This is a genomic window from Roseburia hominis (assembly GCA_040702975.1).
Classification (GTDB): Bacteria; Bacillota; Clostridia; order Lachnospirales; family Lachnospiraceae; genus Allocoprococcus; species Allocoprococcus hominis_A.
In genome coordinates, this window is record CP159990.1 from 99369 (window position 1) to 118189 (window position 18821).

The window sequence follows — 18821 nt, forward strand, 5'->3', positions numbered from 1 at the left end:
GAGAACGATATATGCAAAAAATAGAGTTAACAAATAAGACCATTTTTGTCACCGGTGGCATCGGTTTCATCGGTGCCAATCTGATCCTGGAATTATTAAGAACGATAGAGCCGGTCAAAATCGTGTCTGTAGACTCCAGAAGCGATTATTACGACGTATCTATTAAAGACTGGCGTCTGGAAGAAATTAATAAAGAAGCTGCCAAACATGCTTCTTCCTCTTTTGATTTCATCTTGGGAGATATCGCCGACAGTGCATTGATTGGCGACGTATTTACCAAATACAGGCCGGATCTCGTAGTCAACCTGGCCGCACAGGCCGGGGTACGCTACTCGATCACGAACCCGGATGCCTACATCCAGTCTAATTTAATTGGCTTTTATAACATTTTGGAAGCCTGCCGCCACTCCTATGATGACGGTGCAAAAGGTGTGGAGCATCTGGTCTACGCTTCCTCCTCATCCGTTTACGGAAGCAATAAAAAAGTTCCGTACAGCACGGAGGATAAAGTGGACAATCCTGTCTCCCTGTACGCCGCCACCAAGAAAAGTAATGAACTGATGGCACATGCTTACAGTAAACTTTATAATATTCCTTCTACCGGTCTCCGTTTCTTTACCGTTTACGGTCCTGCCGGAAGGCCGGATATGGCTTACTTCGGCTTTACTAATAAACTGCTAAAAGGGCAGACTATTCAGATTTTCAACTATGGAAATTGTAAGCGTGATTTCACTTACGTAGACGATATCGTAGAAGGTGTAAAACGCGTGATGCAGGGCGCACCCGAGAAAAAAGACGGGGAGGACGGGCTCCCGATTCCACCGTATGCTGTTTACAATATCGGAAATAATAATCCGGAAAATTTGCTGGATTTCGTAGATATCCTACAGCAGGAGCTGATCCGCGCAGAAGTATTGCCGGCAGATTATGATTTTGAGGCGCACAAAGAACTGATCGCTATGCAGCCGGGAGATGTTCCAATCACCTACGCTGATACCAGCGCACTGGAACGGGATTTCGGCTTTAAGCCCAGTACCAGTTTGAGAGATGGACTTAGAAAATTTGCTGAGTGGTATAAAGAATTCTACAGGGTGTAAAGGAATAGTAAGGCACAGCCTCTTTTTCTGTGTCTTACTATTAGGGTACCGTTTAGTAAACATTATTTTATTGCTTTATAAAGCATTAGCTATACTTCACTTAAGAAATAACTCCCAGTTCCACAACAGCCCCCGTTCTATATCGAATCGTTATTTTTCTCTGGCCCTCGTTCTGCTCCTCAAAGGATAAGTCTTCTATACCATATTTATCAATCAAATACATGTCAGCAATACGGAAAATGCTTCCCTCGTCCTGAACCTCCTGAGGTACTCCAAAAATAGTACAAAAAAGTCCTTTTTTGTAAGAAGTGATTCTGTAATTCAGAATATCCTGTATGTCCATTCTCATGTTGCCTTGCCCTCTATTCCTTTACCAAAAGTAATATCATCTGATATATCTTCTCTAATTTTCCATTATTCCGTGCATACAGATCCTTTAATGCAGCCTCGTCATAATGCTGATACTGCGGCCCTTCACAGATATAACCAGCGGCATTCAATTTATGACGCATACCATCCCATCCATCATCGCAAAAATATGGCCTGCTTCGAAAAACGGATATGTCCGGCTCCACCGGATACTCTTTATCCTCCAAAAACAGATTCAGCTTTCCTCTCAGCAAATCCACAGACAGCATATCATCCAGAACCAGCCATGGATGAGAAATCCGTATTTTTTTCTCACTTCGAATAACCATCCGCAGCATGGAGACCTGCTCCAAACCACAAAAACGTGCATATAGTAAGTGAAGTTCCTCTGCAATTCCCTCTGCCTCCGGTAGCTCGGAGCAATTCTACCCCTTCCAGAAATGCCCGTGCTTTCCTGAGATATTCTTGTTTCTGTATTTCCAGCTTCTCCTCAAAAGATTTCATTTCTTTATACAAAGTCATTCTCGCCCTGCCTGCCAGCATCTCCAAATGGTTCCGTTCTTCTTCCGAAATATCTTTCGCTTTTAGACTCCTCTGTACCGTCGTATTACACATAACCGGTATTTTGCTCAGCGGCCCTGCGGGTGGCCTGAGCTGATCCAAAGTTGGTCCTCCCAGAAAAATACAGTCATATTCATTTTCCACCAGATTCACCTCAGGATATGACACCTTCGTACATAACAGGATTTCCTCAGACAGCTCATTCTCTATAAATGTAACATGGATATTCTTCCAGGCGTTATCAAAATCAGGGACATCATACATCACAACAAACAACTGCATCCCGGGAATTCCACCCAGGCATCGAAATCTTTCTGCCGGTTCACCTCCCGGCATAAAATGTTCATTCTTACTGTAGTCCGATACAACAGAACATGTCGCAAAATATTCCATCGACAGAACCATTTGCGGAATCAATAACGTTCCATATGCATTGCTGAAATACCGATTCACATCAAATTTGTCAGAAGCCATGTAAATTTCGATGACATTGGCAGCATCAACCTGCAACTTATGATGATAGGGCTTCTCCTTATATTCAGGAGCCCGACTCGCGATCCAATCCGGAATTTCCATCTTTAGCAGCGGTATCGGAAACAATTGATTCGTATTTGGCGCCTGAATTCTTGTTGCCGGAAGCGTACGATACTTTTCTTTTCCTCCCTTTTCCTCATCCTTCAGATGAATTAATACAGGATACTCATGTGCCCCATGATGATAACTCATGTTCACACGCTGCGGATGCTCAACATTCCAAATAATAGGACTTAGCGAAAACAGCCGGTATGTACAGACCTGGTATGGATTTCCTCTAAACTCCAGTTTAATATCATACTTGCAGTCTTCAGCTTTTTGGAAGATCAGCCGGCAGATATCTTTTCCGTGTTTGATGACCGGAATATTGATTGTATTCTTTTTCCTGCTCATATACAGCCGACCTCCCCCTCTTCATGCTCGATTCTCATCTCTTTATAGGACTCCAAGATTAAACTCTTCTTTTGAGGACTCTTTGAAAAAGTCAATGCCGATTGGTAATTCCATTTTCATAAAACGCCTACTCCTTTTCCAGATATCCTCGGACCTCCTTCTCAGAAATTCTATATTTTTCGGAAATCTTAGCAATCGCCTCCTCTTCCGCTATTCCCAGTTCCTCATAAGATTCTGCCAAAATCCGGATTCCTTCCGTCCGCGCCTCTAATCTGCCCGCTTCCATACCAGCCTCCATACCGGCCTCCATGCCAGCCTTCATACCAGCTTCCATACCAGCTTCCATACCGGCCTGCATACCAGCTTCCCGGCCTTCTCTCTCGCTCTCCCTGCGTATACGTGCTTCTAATTCCCACATCTTCATATAGCCAAGTTCCACCTCCTCGTCCTGCTTGACTTCCGTCACCAGACGGTGAATATGCTGTAAGTCGTCATTTACAGCATTCTCCTGCGTACTTTCTTCTATATATCTTAGCATATCACGCAATTTCTGACTAGTATTTCCTACCTTTCCTTTCGTATAAAGATAAATCGTTTTCAGGCCATCTTCATACGATACGCTTCTGTCCTCCTCACACTGACTGGATATCGTATAAATCATGCGATCCTTTCCATACGGATCATAAGGCAGAATCATGATAATCGTCACATTTCGCATATCCTTATATTCGACTCCCGTTTTCAAAAGCTTCGTATCCATAAGCGCGTGGTAATATCTTCCTCGCTTCGGCTCTGCCCCCTCTTTATATTTCGTAGGCTCGATATCATAAATATCCGTGTTGATTTCCGCATCGCTTCCGTTCTGCTCCGGGAGTTCTTCAATATAGGCGTCCATCACAATTCCTCGTTCGGAAATCCCCCTTCCCTGCAGCTTTCTCTGGGCAAGGACTTTCACATTCCTGATTGGACGGTCCAATATCGTCTCTAATAAAATCCGGCAGAATTCCGCCCCTTTTTCATCCCTGGATATTAACTCGTTGAATAAGAAATCATCCAGTACATTCAAATCTTTTAGTGTTCTTTTGACCATAGGCATCTTCTCCTCTACTAAATGTATTTTCTATACAGGGATATTCGTGTGCGGGAAAACCGCCTGATTAATATGATAATAAGATTATAAATCATAGAATAGTTCCTGGATAGGTGGATTCTATGATATCATAGCCGACATGGAGTGTAAAGGGAGTTTAGAAAGATATAATAATTAATGAAAAAGCCCTCTGCTGGCAACATGATATGTTCCCCACAAAAGGCTTTTAAAAGATGTCTTTTACTGACTCTACATAAACTTGTACTTCTACGATTCCTACACTGCCTCAAACATTACATTTATATTTACCTCCAATTATACCTATACCGGCTCGAAAAAAGTGTCTGGTCTTTTGGAATCAAAAATCTCGTTACAAGTCATCACCGTCACAAGATTTTCCGTTTCACTCAAATTAACAATATTATGTGTCCATCCGGGAATCATATGGACTGCTTCAATTTTATCTCCACTAACTTCAAACTCAACAATCTCGCCGGTATTAATATTACGTTCCTGAATCAAACCGTGACCGGCAACTACGATAAACAGTTCCCATTTAGAGTTATGCCAGTGCTGACCCTTCGTGACGCCAGGCTTACTGATGTTGATAGATACCTGACCACAATCTTCCATATGAACAAGTTCCGTGAAACTGCCACGGTCATCCACATTCATTTTCAGAGCATATTTAAATTTATCTGTTGGCAGGTAAGTCAAATATAGACTATACAACTTTTTGGCAAAAGAACCATTCGGCATCTTGGGTATCAGCAACGTGTTTGGTTGCTGTTTGAATTGCTTCAACAAATCAACGATTTCACCCAAAGTAACCTTATATGTGACTGGAACACAGCAGTATCGTCCCTTTTCAGTAATAACTGTTTCTAAACCGTCAAATTCACAATGAACTTCCTTATTCTCCAAAAGGTCGAACATCCCCTCCACCAAATCATCAATATACAACAATTCCAATTCCGTAGAACGGTCATTCACTGTAAAAGTCTCGTTATTCGCCACGGCCCAACAAAAGGTTGATACAGCAGAATTGTATTTAGGACGACTATGGCCCATTAAATTCGGGAAACGATAAACAGCCACCTTTGCGCCGGTTTCTTCAGCATAAGAGAAAAATAATTCTTCTCCAGCCTTCTTGGAACGACCATACTCGGAATTACCAAAACGCCCTGCAAGAGTTGCCTGTATAGAAGATGAAAGCATAATTGAAGCTTTATTCCCATACTTTTTCAATAGCTCCAAAAGTTCAGAAGCAAAATCAAAATTCCCCTTCATAAAATCTTCTTGACTCTCTGGACGATTAACTCCGGCAAGATTAAATATAAAATCTGCTTTCTGACAATATATATTTAGTTCCTCTTTTGTAGAATCTAAATCATAAGAATAGACCTCATCAATCTTCAGACTGGGACGTGTTCTATTCTTATGATCTCTTATATTTTTCAGATTATTGACAAGGGCGGTTCCCACCATACCTTTTGCGCCGGTCACTAAGATATTCACAAACTGACACTCCTCTTCTTTTTCCAGTGTGTTTATCAGACATCTTTTCTCCACACCATCTTATTTACAACATTTACATAGCTCTGAATAATACGAACGATCTTCATACTCACGCACTCATCCGTATAATCACCACATGGATGACCGAACACACCATTCTTCTTCATCGTGATTGCCATATCGGTTGCCTGTAGCAACTCTTTCGTGGAAATACCAGCAAGAATAAAATTCCCGGCTTCCATTGCTTCCGGACGTTCAGTAGAAGTTCGGATACACACCGCCGCTATTGGATGACCGATAGAAAGATAGAACGAACTTTCTTCCGGGAGTGTGCCGGAATCGGATACAATAGCCAAAGCATTCATCTGGAGACGGTTGTAGTCATTAAAACCAAGCGGTTCATTCACTCTGACACGAGGATCCAGTTTAAATCCTGACGCTTCCAGTTTCTTACGCGAACGAGGGTGGCAAGAATACAGAATTGGCACATCATATCTTTCTGCCAAAGCATTGATTGCATTAAATAGAGAAGTAAAATTTTTGTCGGTATCAATATTTTCCTCTCGATGTGCAGAAAGCAGAATATAGCCATCTTCCTCCAGGTCAAAACGTTCCAGAACATTGGATACCTTAATTTTGTCTAAGTTTCCACGGAGCACCTCCGCCATTGGAGATCCTGTCACATAGGTGCGCTCTTTCGGCATACCAAGTTCATGCAGATACTTTCTTGCTGGCTCAGAATACGGCAAATTTACATCGGAAATAACATCCACAATACGACGGTTCGTTTCTTCTGGCAAACACTCATCCTTACATCTATTACCGGCCTCCATATGGAAAATTGGAATATGAAGACGTTTTGCAGAAATTGCCGACAAACAGGAATTTGTGTCACCCAACACAAGAAGCGCATCCGGTTTGATTGCTGACATCAGTTCAAAGGAACGAGCAATCACGTTGCCACAAGTCTGCCCCAGGTTTTCACCAACTACATTCAAATATATGTCAGGTCCACCCAGATCAAAATCTGACCAGAAAATATCGTTTAAATTTTTGTCGTAGTTCTGACCGGTGTGGGCCACACAGCAGTCGAAATATTCGCGGCAGCGCTTGATGGTCGCTACCAGACGGATGATCTCTGGGCGTGTGCCTACTATGATTAGAAGTTTAATTTCGCCGTTTTCTTTCCAATTAAAATCATACATCACTGTTTCCTCCAGCATCTTTTCTAGATAGGATTTATTATATCTTATCTGCCACTCATGTTCACCTTTATTAGACTACTTTAAATTGAGTCGGAAAAATTAAGCGCTGAACTTTTGGCTTAGTAGCGATAAAGCTATTATCCCTGACATTATTTATCTCCCAATGCTTCTCTCACATAGTCTGTAGTCAAAATCTTCTTCACCACTCCATCTACATCAAGAAGAGTAGTATTGTGCGAAGTATATGACTCTTCTGCCTCTGTCATTACTTGTCCTTTGACAAAATACTTTTCATAATTTAAATCCCTGTTATCAGCTGTAACACGAAAATACTGTCCCATATCTTCCGAACGCAATCGTTCTTCCCGTGTCATAAGTGTCTCATAGAGCTTCTCTCCATGGCGGGTGCCTATAATGTTTGTACCCGTATCTCCAAATAACTGCTGAAGCCCTTTTGCAAGATTCCCTATAGTGGAAGCATCCGCTTTCTGAATAAATAAATCTCCCGGATTAGCGTGTTCAAATGCGAATCGCACCAACTCTACAGCTTCATCAAGATTCATTAGGAATCGAGTCATCGCCGGATTAGTTATGGTGATTGGACTACCGGCCTTAATTTGATCAATAAAAAGTGGAATCACGGACCCTCTGGAACACATGACATTACCATATCTTGTACAGCAAATTACAGTCCCGCCACGCTCAGCCGCTACTCTTGCATTTGCATAAATAACATGCTCCATCATTGCTTTTGAGATTCCCATTGCATTGATTGGATATGCAGCCTTATCTGTAGATAAGCATACCACACGTTTAACACCTGCATTAATTGCGGCATGTAGAACATTATCTGTTCCTTCCACATTTGTCCTCACTGCCTGCATAGGGAAAAATTCGCAACTTGGAACTTGTTTCAAGGCCGCTGCATGGAAAATATAATCTACCCCCGGCATGGCATCTGCAACAGATTGCGAATCACGAACATCCCCAACATAAAATTTCACTTTACCTGCGTAATCCGGGTATTTTGCCTGTAATTCATGTCTCATATCATCCTGCTTTTTTTCATCTCGTGAAAAAATGCGAACCTGTCCCACATCAGTTGCTAAAAAATGCTTTAAGACAGCATTGCCAAAACTACCTGTCCCTCCTGTTATCATAAGTGTCGATCCATTAAATACTGACATATTGTATTTCTCCTCTGTTCTTAGAAATATATACCTTTTGAATCACCAACATATCCATAGTGTTTCATTAATGCTCTGTCTTTCTCTTCGCCTTTCAAATGTCCAAGATGTAGGGATTCTTTTTGTATTTTTTCGAGATATTCATCAGCTGATTTGATTACTCTTGCCGGAACTCCCACAGCAACAGAATTATCAGGAATATCCTTCGTAACGATAGCTCCCGCACCGATTACAACATTATTGCCTACCGTTACGCCCGGAAGAAGAATAACATTATTTCCAATATAAACACCATTTCCGATAGTAATAGGTTTTGTAATTTCAAGATCGGGAATGAGATGCCTATACAAAAGAGTTCCGCCATCGTGAGTAATGAATTTCACTCCTGTTGTAATGTGGACATTATCCCCAAGTGTAATTATCCAAGGCTCTGTTCCCCAACTAATATCTCCGTATAAATGTACCCCCCCGCTGGGAAATTTACACCTACACATCTAGCATATTTTAGTGGCTTGAACCTATGAAGATATTTTCCTTTAATCTTGCTAATTAACCTTCTAATATTCATCTGTTTTGCTCCTTACCTTTTTTAATTCTTGATAATATCACCTTTGTGTATTCATTCTTCAAACCACATAAAACCCCAAATGCAACAACTACATAAATAAATCCCGATGATAGAATACTAACTATATTGCTGCTAATCGGCAAAAATCTTTGTACTATAATCATTATAATCATCGCCGCTATACATGCTATTACAATTTGTACTATTCCTTTTTTGTCGAATATCTTGTGTCGCTTTATTGCCTCAATACCTCCTGCCCTTTTTATCAGATAGAAACATTCAATCAGGGCACAAATCACAGTAGAAACCGTTGTCGCAATGGCAATACCAAATATCTCCCAGAATTGCTTTAATGTCAGACTCAAACAAATATTCATTACAACGCACAACGAATTAATTATTGTCGGCTGTTTTGTATCACCAATAATATAGAATAACCTTGTGGCAAATTCTTTGAGTGACATAAATAAAAGGCCACAAACATAAATAGTAAATAAAATCGATATTTTGGAAACATCATCTGCCTTCATAGCGCCCCGGTGAAACAGCAACTTAATAACTCCATCGGAATTACCAATTAACAGTAATGTGATTGGAAGTGTCAAAAGAAGCATTATCTCAAAATACCTTCTGAGACTTCGATTCAACCCATCTTTATCTTTTTCAGCATATTGGCGAGAAATAATAGGATAATATATTGTCAGTAATGTAGATGTTACAATACCATTGATTGAATTAAAAATCCTGTGAGCATAACCTAAGCAACTTAAAGAACCGCCTGGCAAATCCGAACTAATGATATTATCCGCAGCCAGATTAATCTGATCAGCCGCAGTTGTAACCATCACGGGAATTGACATTTTTAATATATATTTGAAGTAGGAATCCTTTAAATTAATAATTAACTTATGCTGAAAGAGACGCCCTCTTGACCAGGAATACAGAATTGCCAACTGCACTATCCATGCTCCTGTGCAAATAAATGGATAGGAATAAATTCCAAACACCGGAGCAAGGACTATATTTAATATGATGATAAATATATGATTAAAAAGCGTAAGAAGTGCCGGGAGCACATATCTTTGATTTGCATTGCATAAGTTATTTAGTGTGTATGCAGCAACGGTAAACGGAAATGACATGGACAACAGACATATCATTCTCCTTGTGTGCAATAAGCCTTCTTCTGAAAACCCGGGTGCAACCAGCTTTGCTAAAACAGGTGCAGACACGCTTACTGCTATGAACAGAACTATATTGAACATTACAAAAGCATTCAGAACATTTGAAGTAAATTCATCTGCCTGCTGATTTCCGCCTTCGCTCCGACACTTTGTATATATAGGAATAAACAAAGTAAGCACGCATATTGTCAGGGAATTATTTACAAGATTTGGAATCGTTCCCGCCGCATAATATGCGTCTGTAACAACATCTGTGCCAAAATAATATGAAAATATGATTGTCACAAAAAATGCCACTATTTTTGAAATAACTGTTATTATAAATAATAACAGACTAGCTCTAGCTATTTTACCGTTCATGCATATACCTTCCCCTAAAAAGCAACCAAAAAACAATCAGGAACCATGTAGAAATAAACGAGTCATACCCATGAAACAACTGATTATTTGCAGGTGTAAATAGAATAAGTACAAAAACATTAACAACAACAAGATAAGAAATAATATTATCGTTCTCAATAACCTCTTTCCATGCTTTTGATAAAAAGTACCCTACAAACACAAAGAATATCATGGCACCAATCCAAGTATAATCTGAAGCTAACCAAGGGAAAATCGTGTTCCATGATCTCAAGCCATTTCTTCTAAAGTTTTCCGTCATTCTACTTAAGTATGTTCTTTCATATATCCCTGATATACCAAATTTACTTAATAATCTAGTGAGTGCATATGAGCTGCCTATACCAAACGACCATTCAAATGGCAACTGCATACACAAAGATAACCCATAATATCCCTGAGAAAGATAGCCTGACATAATGCTCGCCATACCAAATCCTAATTTTTCACCAAAAACCTTAAATATAATATGGTTGGTATCAAAATAATATTCTCCAGAAGAATGCAAGTGGAAGTTTGAGGCATTTATCCCCATAGGTTTATATCTCAAATACTGCATATACGAAAACAGAAAGAGCGCTCCAATTAGTATAACAGCAATAATCCTTATAGATTTTTTGCTGTTTTTTTTACCTGCGTGCATCCTCGTAACATAAATAGCAACTGCAAAGTATATTACTATGTCACTGACTCCTTTTTGATTTCCATATCCAAAGAGGAACACTAAAATATATAAAACTACATTGAGAACAATGAGTTTTTTAATGTTTGGTGATGATTCCCTGAACTTATATATTCCCAATGCATTCGCAATCATTCTAAAAGCTGCACACAAAAAACGAATTAAAATTACGATATTTGCATTATCCTCGATTCTCGTATTGTACAGGTTTCCCAGACTCGTCAGACTGAAAGAAAAATGTCCCATTGCAAGAACATATCCGAACTCAATCACAAGAGATACTATCGAAACAGTCAATGCTCTTCTTAAGAGAATTGCTTCTTTATAATTAATATATGTATTGGAATTAAATGTATTAGTCTTTGGTTTCGTATGTTTCCCAACATAATATCCAAAATATAAACAAATACATACCCCCGCCATAAATGGTAATACAAGCCAATATTTGTACTCGCCATTGAAATACTTAATAGGTCCTATGATACTAAGCATCACCGTTGCAATATAATATACCACGGCGACCTTCAAGGGAAAATTTTGTTGTCTTTTGTAAATTTCTGATCTATTTGTCATATCAATCACTTACCTTTATAGACCTGCAATAAAACCTTTTATGGCCTCTTCATATTTTTCGTAACAAAATTGTCTGCTCTCAAAACAATACTTTTTCATTGTCTTTAACAGGGATTTATCACACCCCAAAATCTCTTCTAATTCATCTACAATATTTTCTTCTCCTTTTGATTCGATAATAAAACCCGTTCTCTCATTTAGTATGTATTTGTCAAGATCGCTGGTGTTTGTAGTTATAACAGGTGTCCCACACGAAATGCTTTCTACAACCTTAGTCGGAAATCCAGCCATAGTAGCGCGATTTCTGTCCCTTAGCAAGATAGTAAAATCCGCACAATTCACTGCATCTTGGACGAATTCCATACTTTCTTTTCCATGGAATCTAATTTCATTAATTTCCTGTATTATCTGTTTATCTTTCGGATATGCTGTTAAATATTGCTCTTTTGTAATTCCATATATGTCAAAGTCTACACACACGCCTCTTTTTATAACCCTGGCAATTCCCCGAACAGCTAGATCTAGTCTATCCTTCACTTCAGCCGGACTTTTTATCTTTCTTCCCATTCTGAATGGGATACCAGCATAAACCACTCTAATAGCCGAATTGTCACCGTTATTCTCAGAATAATCCTCAACAATTGGCGGAATAACTACAGTTCTACATCCTCGTTGATAATAATAATCAGAAAGGTATGAACTTATAGCGATTATTCCATCACTTCTTCTATTGTAGATACCTTTCTCCAAAAATGTATCTGTACCTTTGATAAAATTGAAAAAGATATTATCTCCTCCAGAAGGCAACCAGTCTACAACATCGGCTATTAACTTAATCTTTCTATTCTTACAAAATGATAAAAGCCTTCTATCAAATTCCGCTAATCCTGGTGAGCCATATCTTATAATATACCCGGGGACTCCAACTTTTTTTATTACCTTGCTTACATAGTCAATAAAAACTGATGTCTTATACAGACTACATTTTGGAAACGAATAAAACTCAATGTTATCTCCATATTTAATAGGATCATTAGATTCTTCATCATTTTTACTTTTTCCTATAAGAATAACCCTGTATCCCAGCTTATTAAATAGTAAGGTATTACCATATACCCTTTTCCCTGCAGCATTTTTTTCTGGTCTACCGAAATTTCCCAAATATATAATTATCTTATTTTCCATCGTTTCCTACCATCTAAGTTATTGCGAGATGTACTTTTTAATTAACTGATTATACTTCTCCAAATTCTTTTTACTTCCCACAATCATCTTAATGCTCTCTAAATTTAATCTCTTTAAGTACCATTCTAAATTGCGTAATTTCTTTCTTTTATTGATATATGTTGTAAGATCTCTTGATCTCTTTCTTACATATTCGTCACTCGGCACATTTAAGAAGTTCGACCACTCCACAATCTTATCCATTATACTATTTTCTATTTCGTACACTTCACCTTCAAACGAGAATGGAATTATCTTATAATTATTTATAGTATTATTCGAAATATCAACAATCATAACAAAAGATTCTTGATTATCTTTCGATAATTTTACTAGTGGCGAAGTTGATTTTTTTGTATAAACATCATCAAAGCAAAAGTTTCCAAGACTATATGCAATAACACTTTCCCCAACTTCTTCAATTCCTTGTATCACATGAGGATGATGTCCATGTATCAAAATTTTTCGAGCTTTACATAATTTTCTCGCCAGTTCAATATGATCATAATTTGGATAATGTACATGCTCCTGACCCCAATGTAACGAAAGAATTGGAAGCATATTCTTTTTTTCAGCTTCTATAAGTTCTTTTTCAATAATAATAGGATCAAGTACATTTACATATGATTTTTTTACTCCCAGCCCTTTCCCATTAGTAGAATAACAACAATATCCCATAAGAATAATACTGGAATTATCACCCTCAATAACAGTCGATTTGCTGTCCACCCCATACCATTCAATATTATTCTTCTCAAGTACTTGAATTGTATCCATCATTCCCTGAGCTCTATAATCATACATATGATTATTCGCCAATGTTACATGCGTGATATTTAGGAATTTCAACAATTCGACATCCGATGTATTGCCTTTTAGGTATGCAGATTTCCCCCCTACCGTTCTAGTTTGACTCGTTAATGGACTTTCAAGGTTTGCCACAACATAGTCACATTGTTGAAGTAGTTCTCTAATAGTTTCAAATCTTTTATGATATTTTGAATTACTTGTTGTATTTTTCCCAAATAATGCTGTATCTCCCAAAAAAGCAATCTTCATTTTCCCTATCTCACTTTCCGGTAAATCATTTCAACAATCTCATCTGGCACAAAAACAGATTCATCATGCCATACATAATTATCTACATATGCTCCAAAATCTCTCTGAACATTATAATCGAAGTCATAACGCATTTACTATAATTCCCATTAACCATGCAGAATAATTGAAAAGATGTTTTACAATATCACTGAACTTCATTCCTAATCATTCTAAACTTTCCACTGCTTTCCCTTAAAATATTGTCAACAATTTTTATATTTATCTTCATACTCTTACCGAACTTATGTTCAAATTCATCAAGAAGAAGTTCTTCATGTTTTTTATTGTAAACACCTTTTTCCACTTCAAGAAGTACCGTTATTTCATCCATACGTTTCTGGATAAACTGTGCACGGATAACCGCATTCGGAATGTTCTTCAATAAATTAGCAACATTTCCAGCATTGATTTTTGCACCATCCGCTGTATACAAAAAATCAAGCTGTCTACCTTGAATCTCATCAACTATTGGCCCACACAGTCCGCAATTACATTTTTTTAATGATGGAAATCTCATTCTGTCCCCTATCCTATAGCGAATCAGAGGTGTTCCATGTGTTGTAAAACTGGTAACTAAAACTTCTGTTTCAGATTCATCTATATGTTCAAACACACCGGACGCTAATTCCATGTGGAGGACTTGGTTAACACACTCCGTCACAAAAGGAGCTCCTTCGCTGGAGGCGTACTGGTCATATACCTTGCACCCAAATACTCTTTCCAATAATTCTCTGCCAGATGATGTTAATGTTTCTGATGTCGGAAATATTGCAATTGGATGAAATTTGATTGTTATTCCTTTTCTTTCGATATAGCTTGCCAAATCACACACAGAAGTAAAAAAACCATCTAAGGCAATTGGCTGAAATTTATTCAAGCTCTCTACATATGCCCCCATATTCTCTTCCGTCAGATGAAATGATGAATAAATCATCTGCTTGCAGGCTGCATTGTAGCGCCAAAACACCTTCTTCTTTTGATTCGGTGGGACAATATGTTTTCCATTAAAAGTTGCACGGCGCATTTTAAGATGTTCAAACCCGACCCTCGCCTTAAAATTATCCAACATGGCCATGCGTTGGTTCATATCGTCTGCTGTCATCCGTACAATTAAGGACTTTCCTGTAGTCCCTCCAGTATGCTGGATTACTGCACCCTTCTCAGGAATTGTCATTACTGTATCAATATGGCTTCTTAATGTTTCTTTATCAACAACAGGGAGCTGCTTCAAATCATCTATAGATCGAATTGAATCAATATTGATCCCCTGATATAAATCCCTGTAAAATTCAGACTTTTCAACTGCATATTTGATTAATTCTCGTAATTTAGATATTTGTAATTCTTCTTGTTCATTTAATGGCAGTGCATCGAATTTTTTGAAATAATCTCTATATTCCCAATAATTCTTCCCATACCTCTCTCTATGTTGCTGAAAACCCTTAGCTGAACACATGATATTCTGAAAGAAAATTGGTGATTTATCATAAATTTTTCCCAGTGTTCCCATCACAAATTCTCCTTGTACCATTCAATCGCCGCCTTGATTCCCCTGTCAAAGCTCCAATCCGGATCATATCCCAGCAATTTCTTCGCTTTAGATATATCAGCATTACTATGCTTAATATCGCCTGCCCGCTCAGGTCCAAAGACAGGCTCTGCATCGACACCAAGCGCCTCAGTTAAACCATAATAAATGTCAAGAAGATATTCTCGTCCACCATATGCAATGTTAAATGCTTCTCCTGCAGCTTCTGTCGGAGCCAAACACGCCTTCAGATTTGCTTCAATAACATTTTCAATATATGTGAAATCACGACTCTGCTTTCCATCACCATTAATCGTCGGAACCTCACCGTGTAATAGTTGTTTGATAAACTTAGGAATAACCGCAGCATAGGCTCCATTCGGATCTTGCCTGCGTCCAAACACATTAAAATAACGTAGTCCATAGGTATCAAGGCCGTAATGACGGGTATACTGCTTCGCCCATTCTTCATCGGCACGTTTTGATACTGCATAAGGAGAAAGCAAATTTCCTTCCCTGCCCTCTTTCTTTGGCAGATTAGGCTCGTCCCCATAAACAGAAGAACTAGAAGCATACACAAACTTTTTAACTCTATTTTGCCTTGATGCCTCCATCATATTCAACGTCCCCATAATATTATTAGTACAATAAAACAAAGGCATCTCAATTGAACGTGGCACAGACCCCCATGCAGCCTGATTAAGTACATAATCAACACCTTCACAGGCACTCATACATGTTTCAAAATCTTTAATGTCACCTTTAATAAACTCATAGTTAGAATTATCCATAAACATATCAACATTGGCCTGCTTGCCCGTAGATAAATCATCCAGACAGCGCACTTTATATCCAAGTTTAAGAATCGCTTCACAAAGATTCGATCCAATAAAGCCAGCTCCGCCAGTAACCAGAAATAAGCTGTCTTCATGAAATTTTACATTTTGATAACCCATCTATAATCCTCCAATAAATTCTATAAGGACAGATAATATATTATATCTCTCCAGTCACTTTATAATCTCCAGTATATATATCCAGCAGCTTCATACTCTTTACGATTCAGAAGTCCCTTAATATCAAGAAGTACCTTTGTCCCAGTGCCAAAAAAGCTATTCATTTCAGATATTGAAAAATTACAAAATTCGGTATGAGCAACCGCCAAAACAATTGCATCCATATCCTTAATGGTACTCATATCTACAAATTCAATACCGTATAATTGTTTTGCTTCATCAGAATCTGCCTCTGGGTCAGCAATAAGTGGATCAATACCGTACTCATTGAGTTCGCTAACGATATCAACAATTTTTGTATTTCTAGTATCTGGACAATTTTCCTTAAAAGTAAAGCCTAAAATAGCAACCTTTGCCCCTTTTACTGCTTTGTCAGCTGAAATCAAATTCTTAACACAGTTCTCTGCCACATACTTTCCCATATCATCATTAATCCTTCTTCCGGATAAAATAATCTGGCTGTGATATCCCATCATTTCTGCTTTATACGTCAAATAGTAAGGATCTACTCCTATACAATGCCCTCCTACAAGTCCCGGGTAAAATTTAAGAAAATTCCATTTCGTACCGGCAGCTTCCAAAACAGCTTTTGTATCAATACCCATTCTATTAAATATAATTGACAATTCATTCATAAAAGCAATATTAATATCTCTTTGGCTATTCTCAATAACCTTAGCAGCTTCTGCAACCTTAATACTCTCTGCGCGATGAACCCCTGCATCCACCACTAACTCATAAACCTTTGCCACGCATTCTAACGTTTCTTCGTCCATACCTGATACAATCTTTGTTATTGTTTCAAGTCTGTGAACCTTATCACCTGGATTAATACGCTCTGGCGAATAACCAATTTTAAAATCAACCCCACATTTTAGTCCGGACTCTTTTTCAAGAATAGGAACGCATACTTCCTCTGTAACACCCGGGTAAACTGTTGACTCAAAAACTACAACAGAACCTGTCGTTAAATTTCTTCCAAGAATAATACTTGCGCTCTCTACAGGAGTTAAATCTGGCGTGTGATCATCATTAACCGGTGTTGGTACCGCTACAATATGAAACTTTGCTTCACGAAGTTTCGATTCATCTGCAGTAAACTCTACTGTTGTATTGCTTATTGCCCCATCTCCTACCTCATGTGTAGGATCAATTCCGCTCTTGTACAAATCAATCTTCTTAGTATTTAAATCAAATCCTATAACATTAATTTTTTTTGCAAAAGCCACAGCTATAGGCATACCAACATATCCAAGCCCCACCAAAGATAATTTTTCTTTTTTAGTAATAAGCTGATTATAAAGTTTCATTTTGTTTTCTCCTTCTACCCTTTCCAGTTCTTTCTTTTTTAATTTGCAAATTACCTTTGAGCAGCATATTCGATTTCTTGCTTATATGCATTTATAACAATATTTCGGTCATATTCCCTCATCATTTTTTTTCTTGCCGCACCCCCCATTTCCCTACGCTGATTCTGTGTAGTTAACAAAAACAAACGCATCGCTTCAATCAAACTGTCCACACTTTTGACTTCGCAACCATAGCCTGTTATATTTTCATCAAATGCTTCTTGACATCCTGGAATTCTTGTAGCAATCACTGGTCGCCCAGTTGCAGACGCTTCAAGCAGTACATTTGCCATACCTTCATGGTAAGAAGGCAGAACAATGCAATGACATTTGGCATAAAATGGATGCACAATATTCTGACGCCCATAATTTACTATCTCGCCTGCCTTTTCCGCCTTTTCTAAAGCTTTTGAATAATCTTCATCCCCCCATCCTACAATATCCAAAACAACATTTTTATTTTCATTGTGGATAACATGTATGGCCTGTAAAAGTTCTTCTATTCCCTTATCTTTCATTATGCGTCCAACAAATAAGAAATGAATACCTTCCGAATCTGAAGGATATGGTTCCAAACAATATGTATCCAAATTTACACCTGATCCCGGAATCAACCTTGTCTTCCCTTTCACTATACCTTTGTCTTCAAATAGCTTTAGGTTGCTTTTATTCTGGAAGAAAATACAGTTTGCTTTCTTTAATCCAATCTTATATAAAGATATTGATATGGTTGCCAACAGGCCCCCATTTTCAATCGTTGTACCAAGCCCTGTCACATTTGCGATGTATGGAATTCCTTTTCGACCGCATACCAACCCTCCATATACATTCGGCTTAATCGTATAGGTTAACACAACATCAGGTTTAATATTTGAAATAGTTTTTCTGTAGAAATGAACGAGTTTCAAATCTTTAATTGGATTAGTACTTCTTCGATCCAACACATTGCAAGAAACAAATTTGCACCCAATAGCCTCAATTTTCTCCACAAACTCTCCGCCCGGAACACAAAAGTACACTTCATGTTTCTCGACAAGAGTCTCTAGTAGCTCACGTCGAAACTTGTACAAACCCATATCAATATTAGCCAATATCAATATCTTCATAATTACGAATCCTCTCTCAATATCCAAATTAGAAACATTATCTATATTCCTTTTGTGACGGTCTAATCAGTATCTATATTTTGTCTTTTAGGAAGCTCAAACCTCAACATAGCCATAAGTCAAACGTTCATCGTCTC

Annotated in this window: 17 protein-coding genes; 1 reads left to right on the forward strand and 16 read right to left on the reverse strand. The window is 38.2% G+C overall.

Translation table 11 applies throughout. The features are described 5' to 3' along the window. Nucleotides 1-11 precede the first annotated feature (11 nt). On the forward strand, nt 12-1097 hold the full coding sequence (locus ABXS75_00420; GenBank protein XCP85310.1) for a GDP-mannose 4,6-dehydratase: 1086 nt from the start codon (nt 12-14) through the stop codon (nt 1095-1097). A 100-nt stretch (nt 1098-1197) separates the two neighbouring features. Here the strand turns inward: ABXS75_00420 and ABXS75_00425 are convergent, their stop codons facing one another. From ABXS75_00425 to ABXS75_00500, 16 genes are all read right to left on the reverse strand, one after another. Next, nucleotides 1198-1446, reverse strand: a complete 249-nt coding sequence (locus tag ABXS75_00425; protein ID XCP85311.1) for a hypothetical protein — start codon at nt 1444-1446, stop codon at nt 1198-1200. 13 nt (nt 1447-1459) lie between these two features. Next, a complete protein-coding gene (locus tag ABXS75_00430; GenBank protein XCP85312.1) occupies nt 1460-1804 on the reverse strand; it encodes a hypothetical protein in 345 nt (114 codons plus the stop codon). Beyond that, a complete protein-coding gene (locus tag ABXS75_00435; protein XCP85313.1) occupies nt 1779-2954 on the reverse strand; it encodes a hypothetical protein in 1176 nt (391 codons plus the stop codon). Before ABXS75_00435 ends, ABXS75_00430 begins: the two co-directional genes overlap by 26 nt. A 127-nt stretch (nt 2955-3081) precedes the next feature. Further along, entirely contained in the window at nt 3082-4044 is a 963-nt protein-coding gene (locus ABXS75_00440; protein ID XCP85314.1) for a hypothetical protein, read from the reverse strand. A 321-nt stretch (nt 4045-4365) separates the two neighbouring features. Beyond that, nucleotides 4366-5562, reverse strand: a complete 1197-nt coding sequence (locus tag ABXS75_00445) for an NAD-dependent epimerase/dehydratase family protein (protein ID XCP85315.1) — start codon at nt 5560-5562, stop codon at nt 4366-4368. 35 nt (nt 5563-5597) lie between these two features. Continuing rightward, a complete protein-coding gene (wecB, locus tag ABXS75_00450; protein ID XCP85316.1) occupies nt 5598-6767 on the reverse strand; it encodes a UDP-N-acetylglucosamine 2-epimerase (non-hydrolyzing) in 1170 nt (389 codons plus the stop codon). Between the two features lie 149 nt (nt 6768-6916). Continuing rightward, nucleotides 6917-7954, reverse strand: a complete 1038-nt coding sequence (locus ABXS75_00455; GenBank protein ID XCP85317.1) for a polysaccharide biosynthesis protein — start codon at nt 7952-7954, stop codon at nt 6917-6919. Between the two features lie 20 nt (nt 7955-7974). After that, nucleotides 7975-8448, reverse strand: a complete 474-nt coding sequence (locus ABXS75_00460) for a DapH/DapD/GlmU-related protein (GenBank protein ID XCP85318.1) — start codon at nt 8446-8448, stop codon at nt 7975-7977. Nucleotides 8449-8518: 70 nt separating this feature from the next. After that, nucleotides 8519-10066: a lipid II flippase MurJ gene (locus ABXS75_00465; GenBank protein ID XCP85319.1), complete on the reverse strand. Its 1548-nt coding sequence runs from the start codon at nt 10064-10066 to the stop codon at nt 8519-8521. Then, nucleotides 10056-11360 carry a hypothetical protein gene (locus ABXS75_00470; protein ID XCP85320.1) on the reverse strand — a complete coding sequence of 435 codons (1305 nt, stop codon included), beginning with the start codon at nt 11358-11360 and terminating at the stop codon, nt 10056-10058. Before ABXS75_00470 ends, ABXS75_00465 begins: the two co-directional genes overlap by 11 nt. A 15-nt stretch (nt 11361-11375) precedes the next feature. Continuing rightward, the gene (locus ABXS75_00475) at nt 11376-12545 is read right to left on the reverse strand and encodes a glycosyltransferase (GenBank protein XCP85321.1); all 1170 of its coding nucleotides are present in this window, start codon (nt 12543-12545) and stop codon (nt 11376-11378) included. Nucleotides 12546-12563: 18 nt separating this feature from the next. Continuing rightward, nucleotides 12564-13643, reverse strand: a complete 1080-nt coding sequence (locus tag ABXS75_00480; GenBank protein XCP85322.1) for a CapA family protein — start codon at nt 13641-13643, stop codon at nt 12564-12566. A gap of 187 nt (nt 13644-13830) precedes the next feature. Then, the gene (locus ABXS75_00485) at nt 13831-15195 is read right to left on the reverse strand and encodes a hypothetical protein (protein ID XCP85323.1); all 1365 of its coding nucleotides are present in this window, start codon (nt 15193-15195) and stop codon (nt 13831-13833) included. Continuing rightward, complete coding sequence (locus ABXS75_00490) at nt 15195-16169, reverse strand: SDR family oxidoreductase (protein ID XCP85324.1); 975 nt, start codon at nt 16167-16169, stop codon at nt 15195-15197. The genes ABXS75_00485 and ABXS75_00490 overlap by 1 nt, the downstream gene beginning before the upstream one ends. A gap of 59 nt (nt 16170-16228) precedes the next feature. Then, on the reverse strand, nt 16229-17539 hold the full coding sequence (locus ABXS75_00495; protein XCP85325.1) for a nucleotide sugar dehydrogenase: 1311 nt from the start codon (nt 17537-17539) through the stop codon (nt 16229-16231). Nucleotides 17540-17589: 50 nt separating this feature from the next. Next, entirely contained in the window at nt 17590-18684 is a 1095-nt protein-coding gene (locus tag ABXS75_00500; GenBank protein XCP85326.1) for a glycosyltransferase family 4 protein, read from the reverse strand. Nucleotides 18685-18821 lie beyond the last annotated feature (137 nt).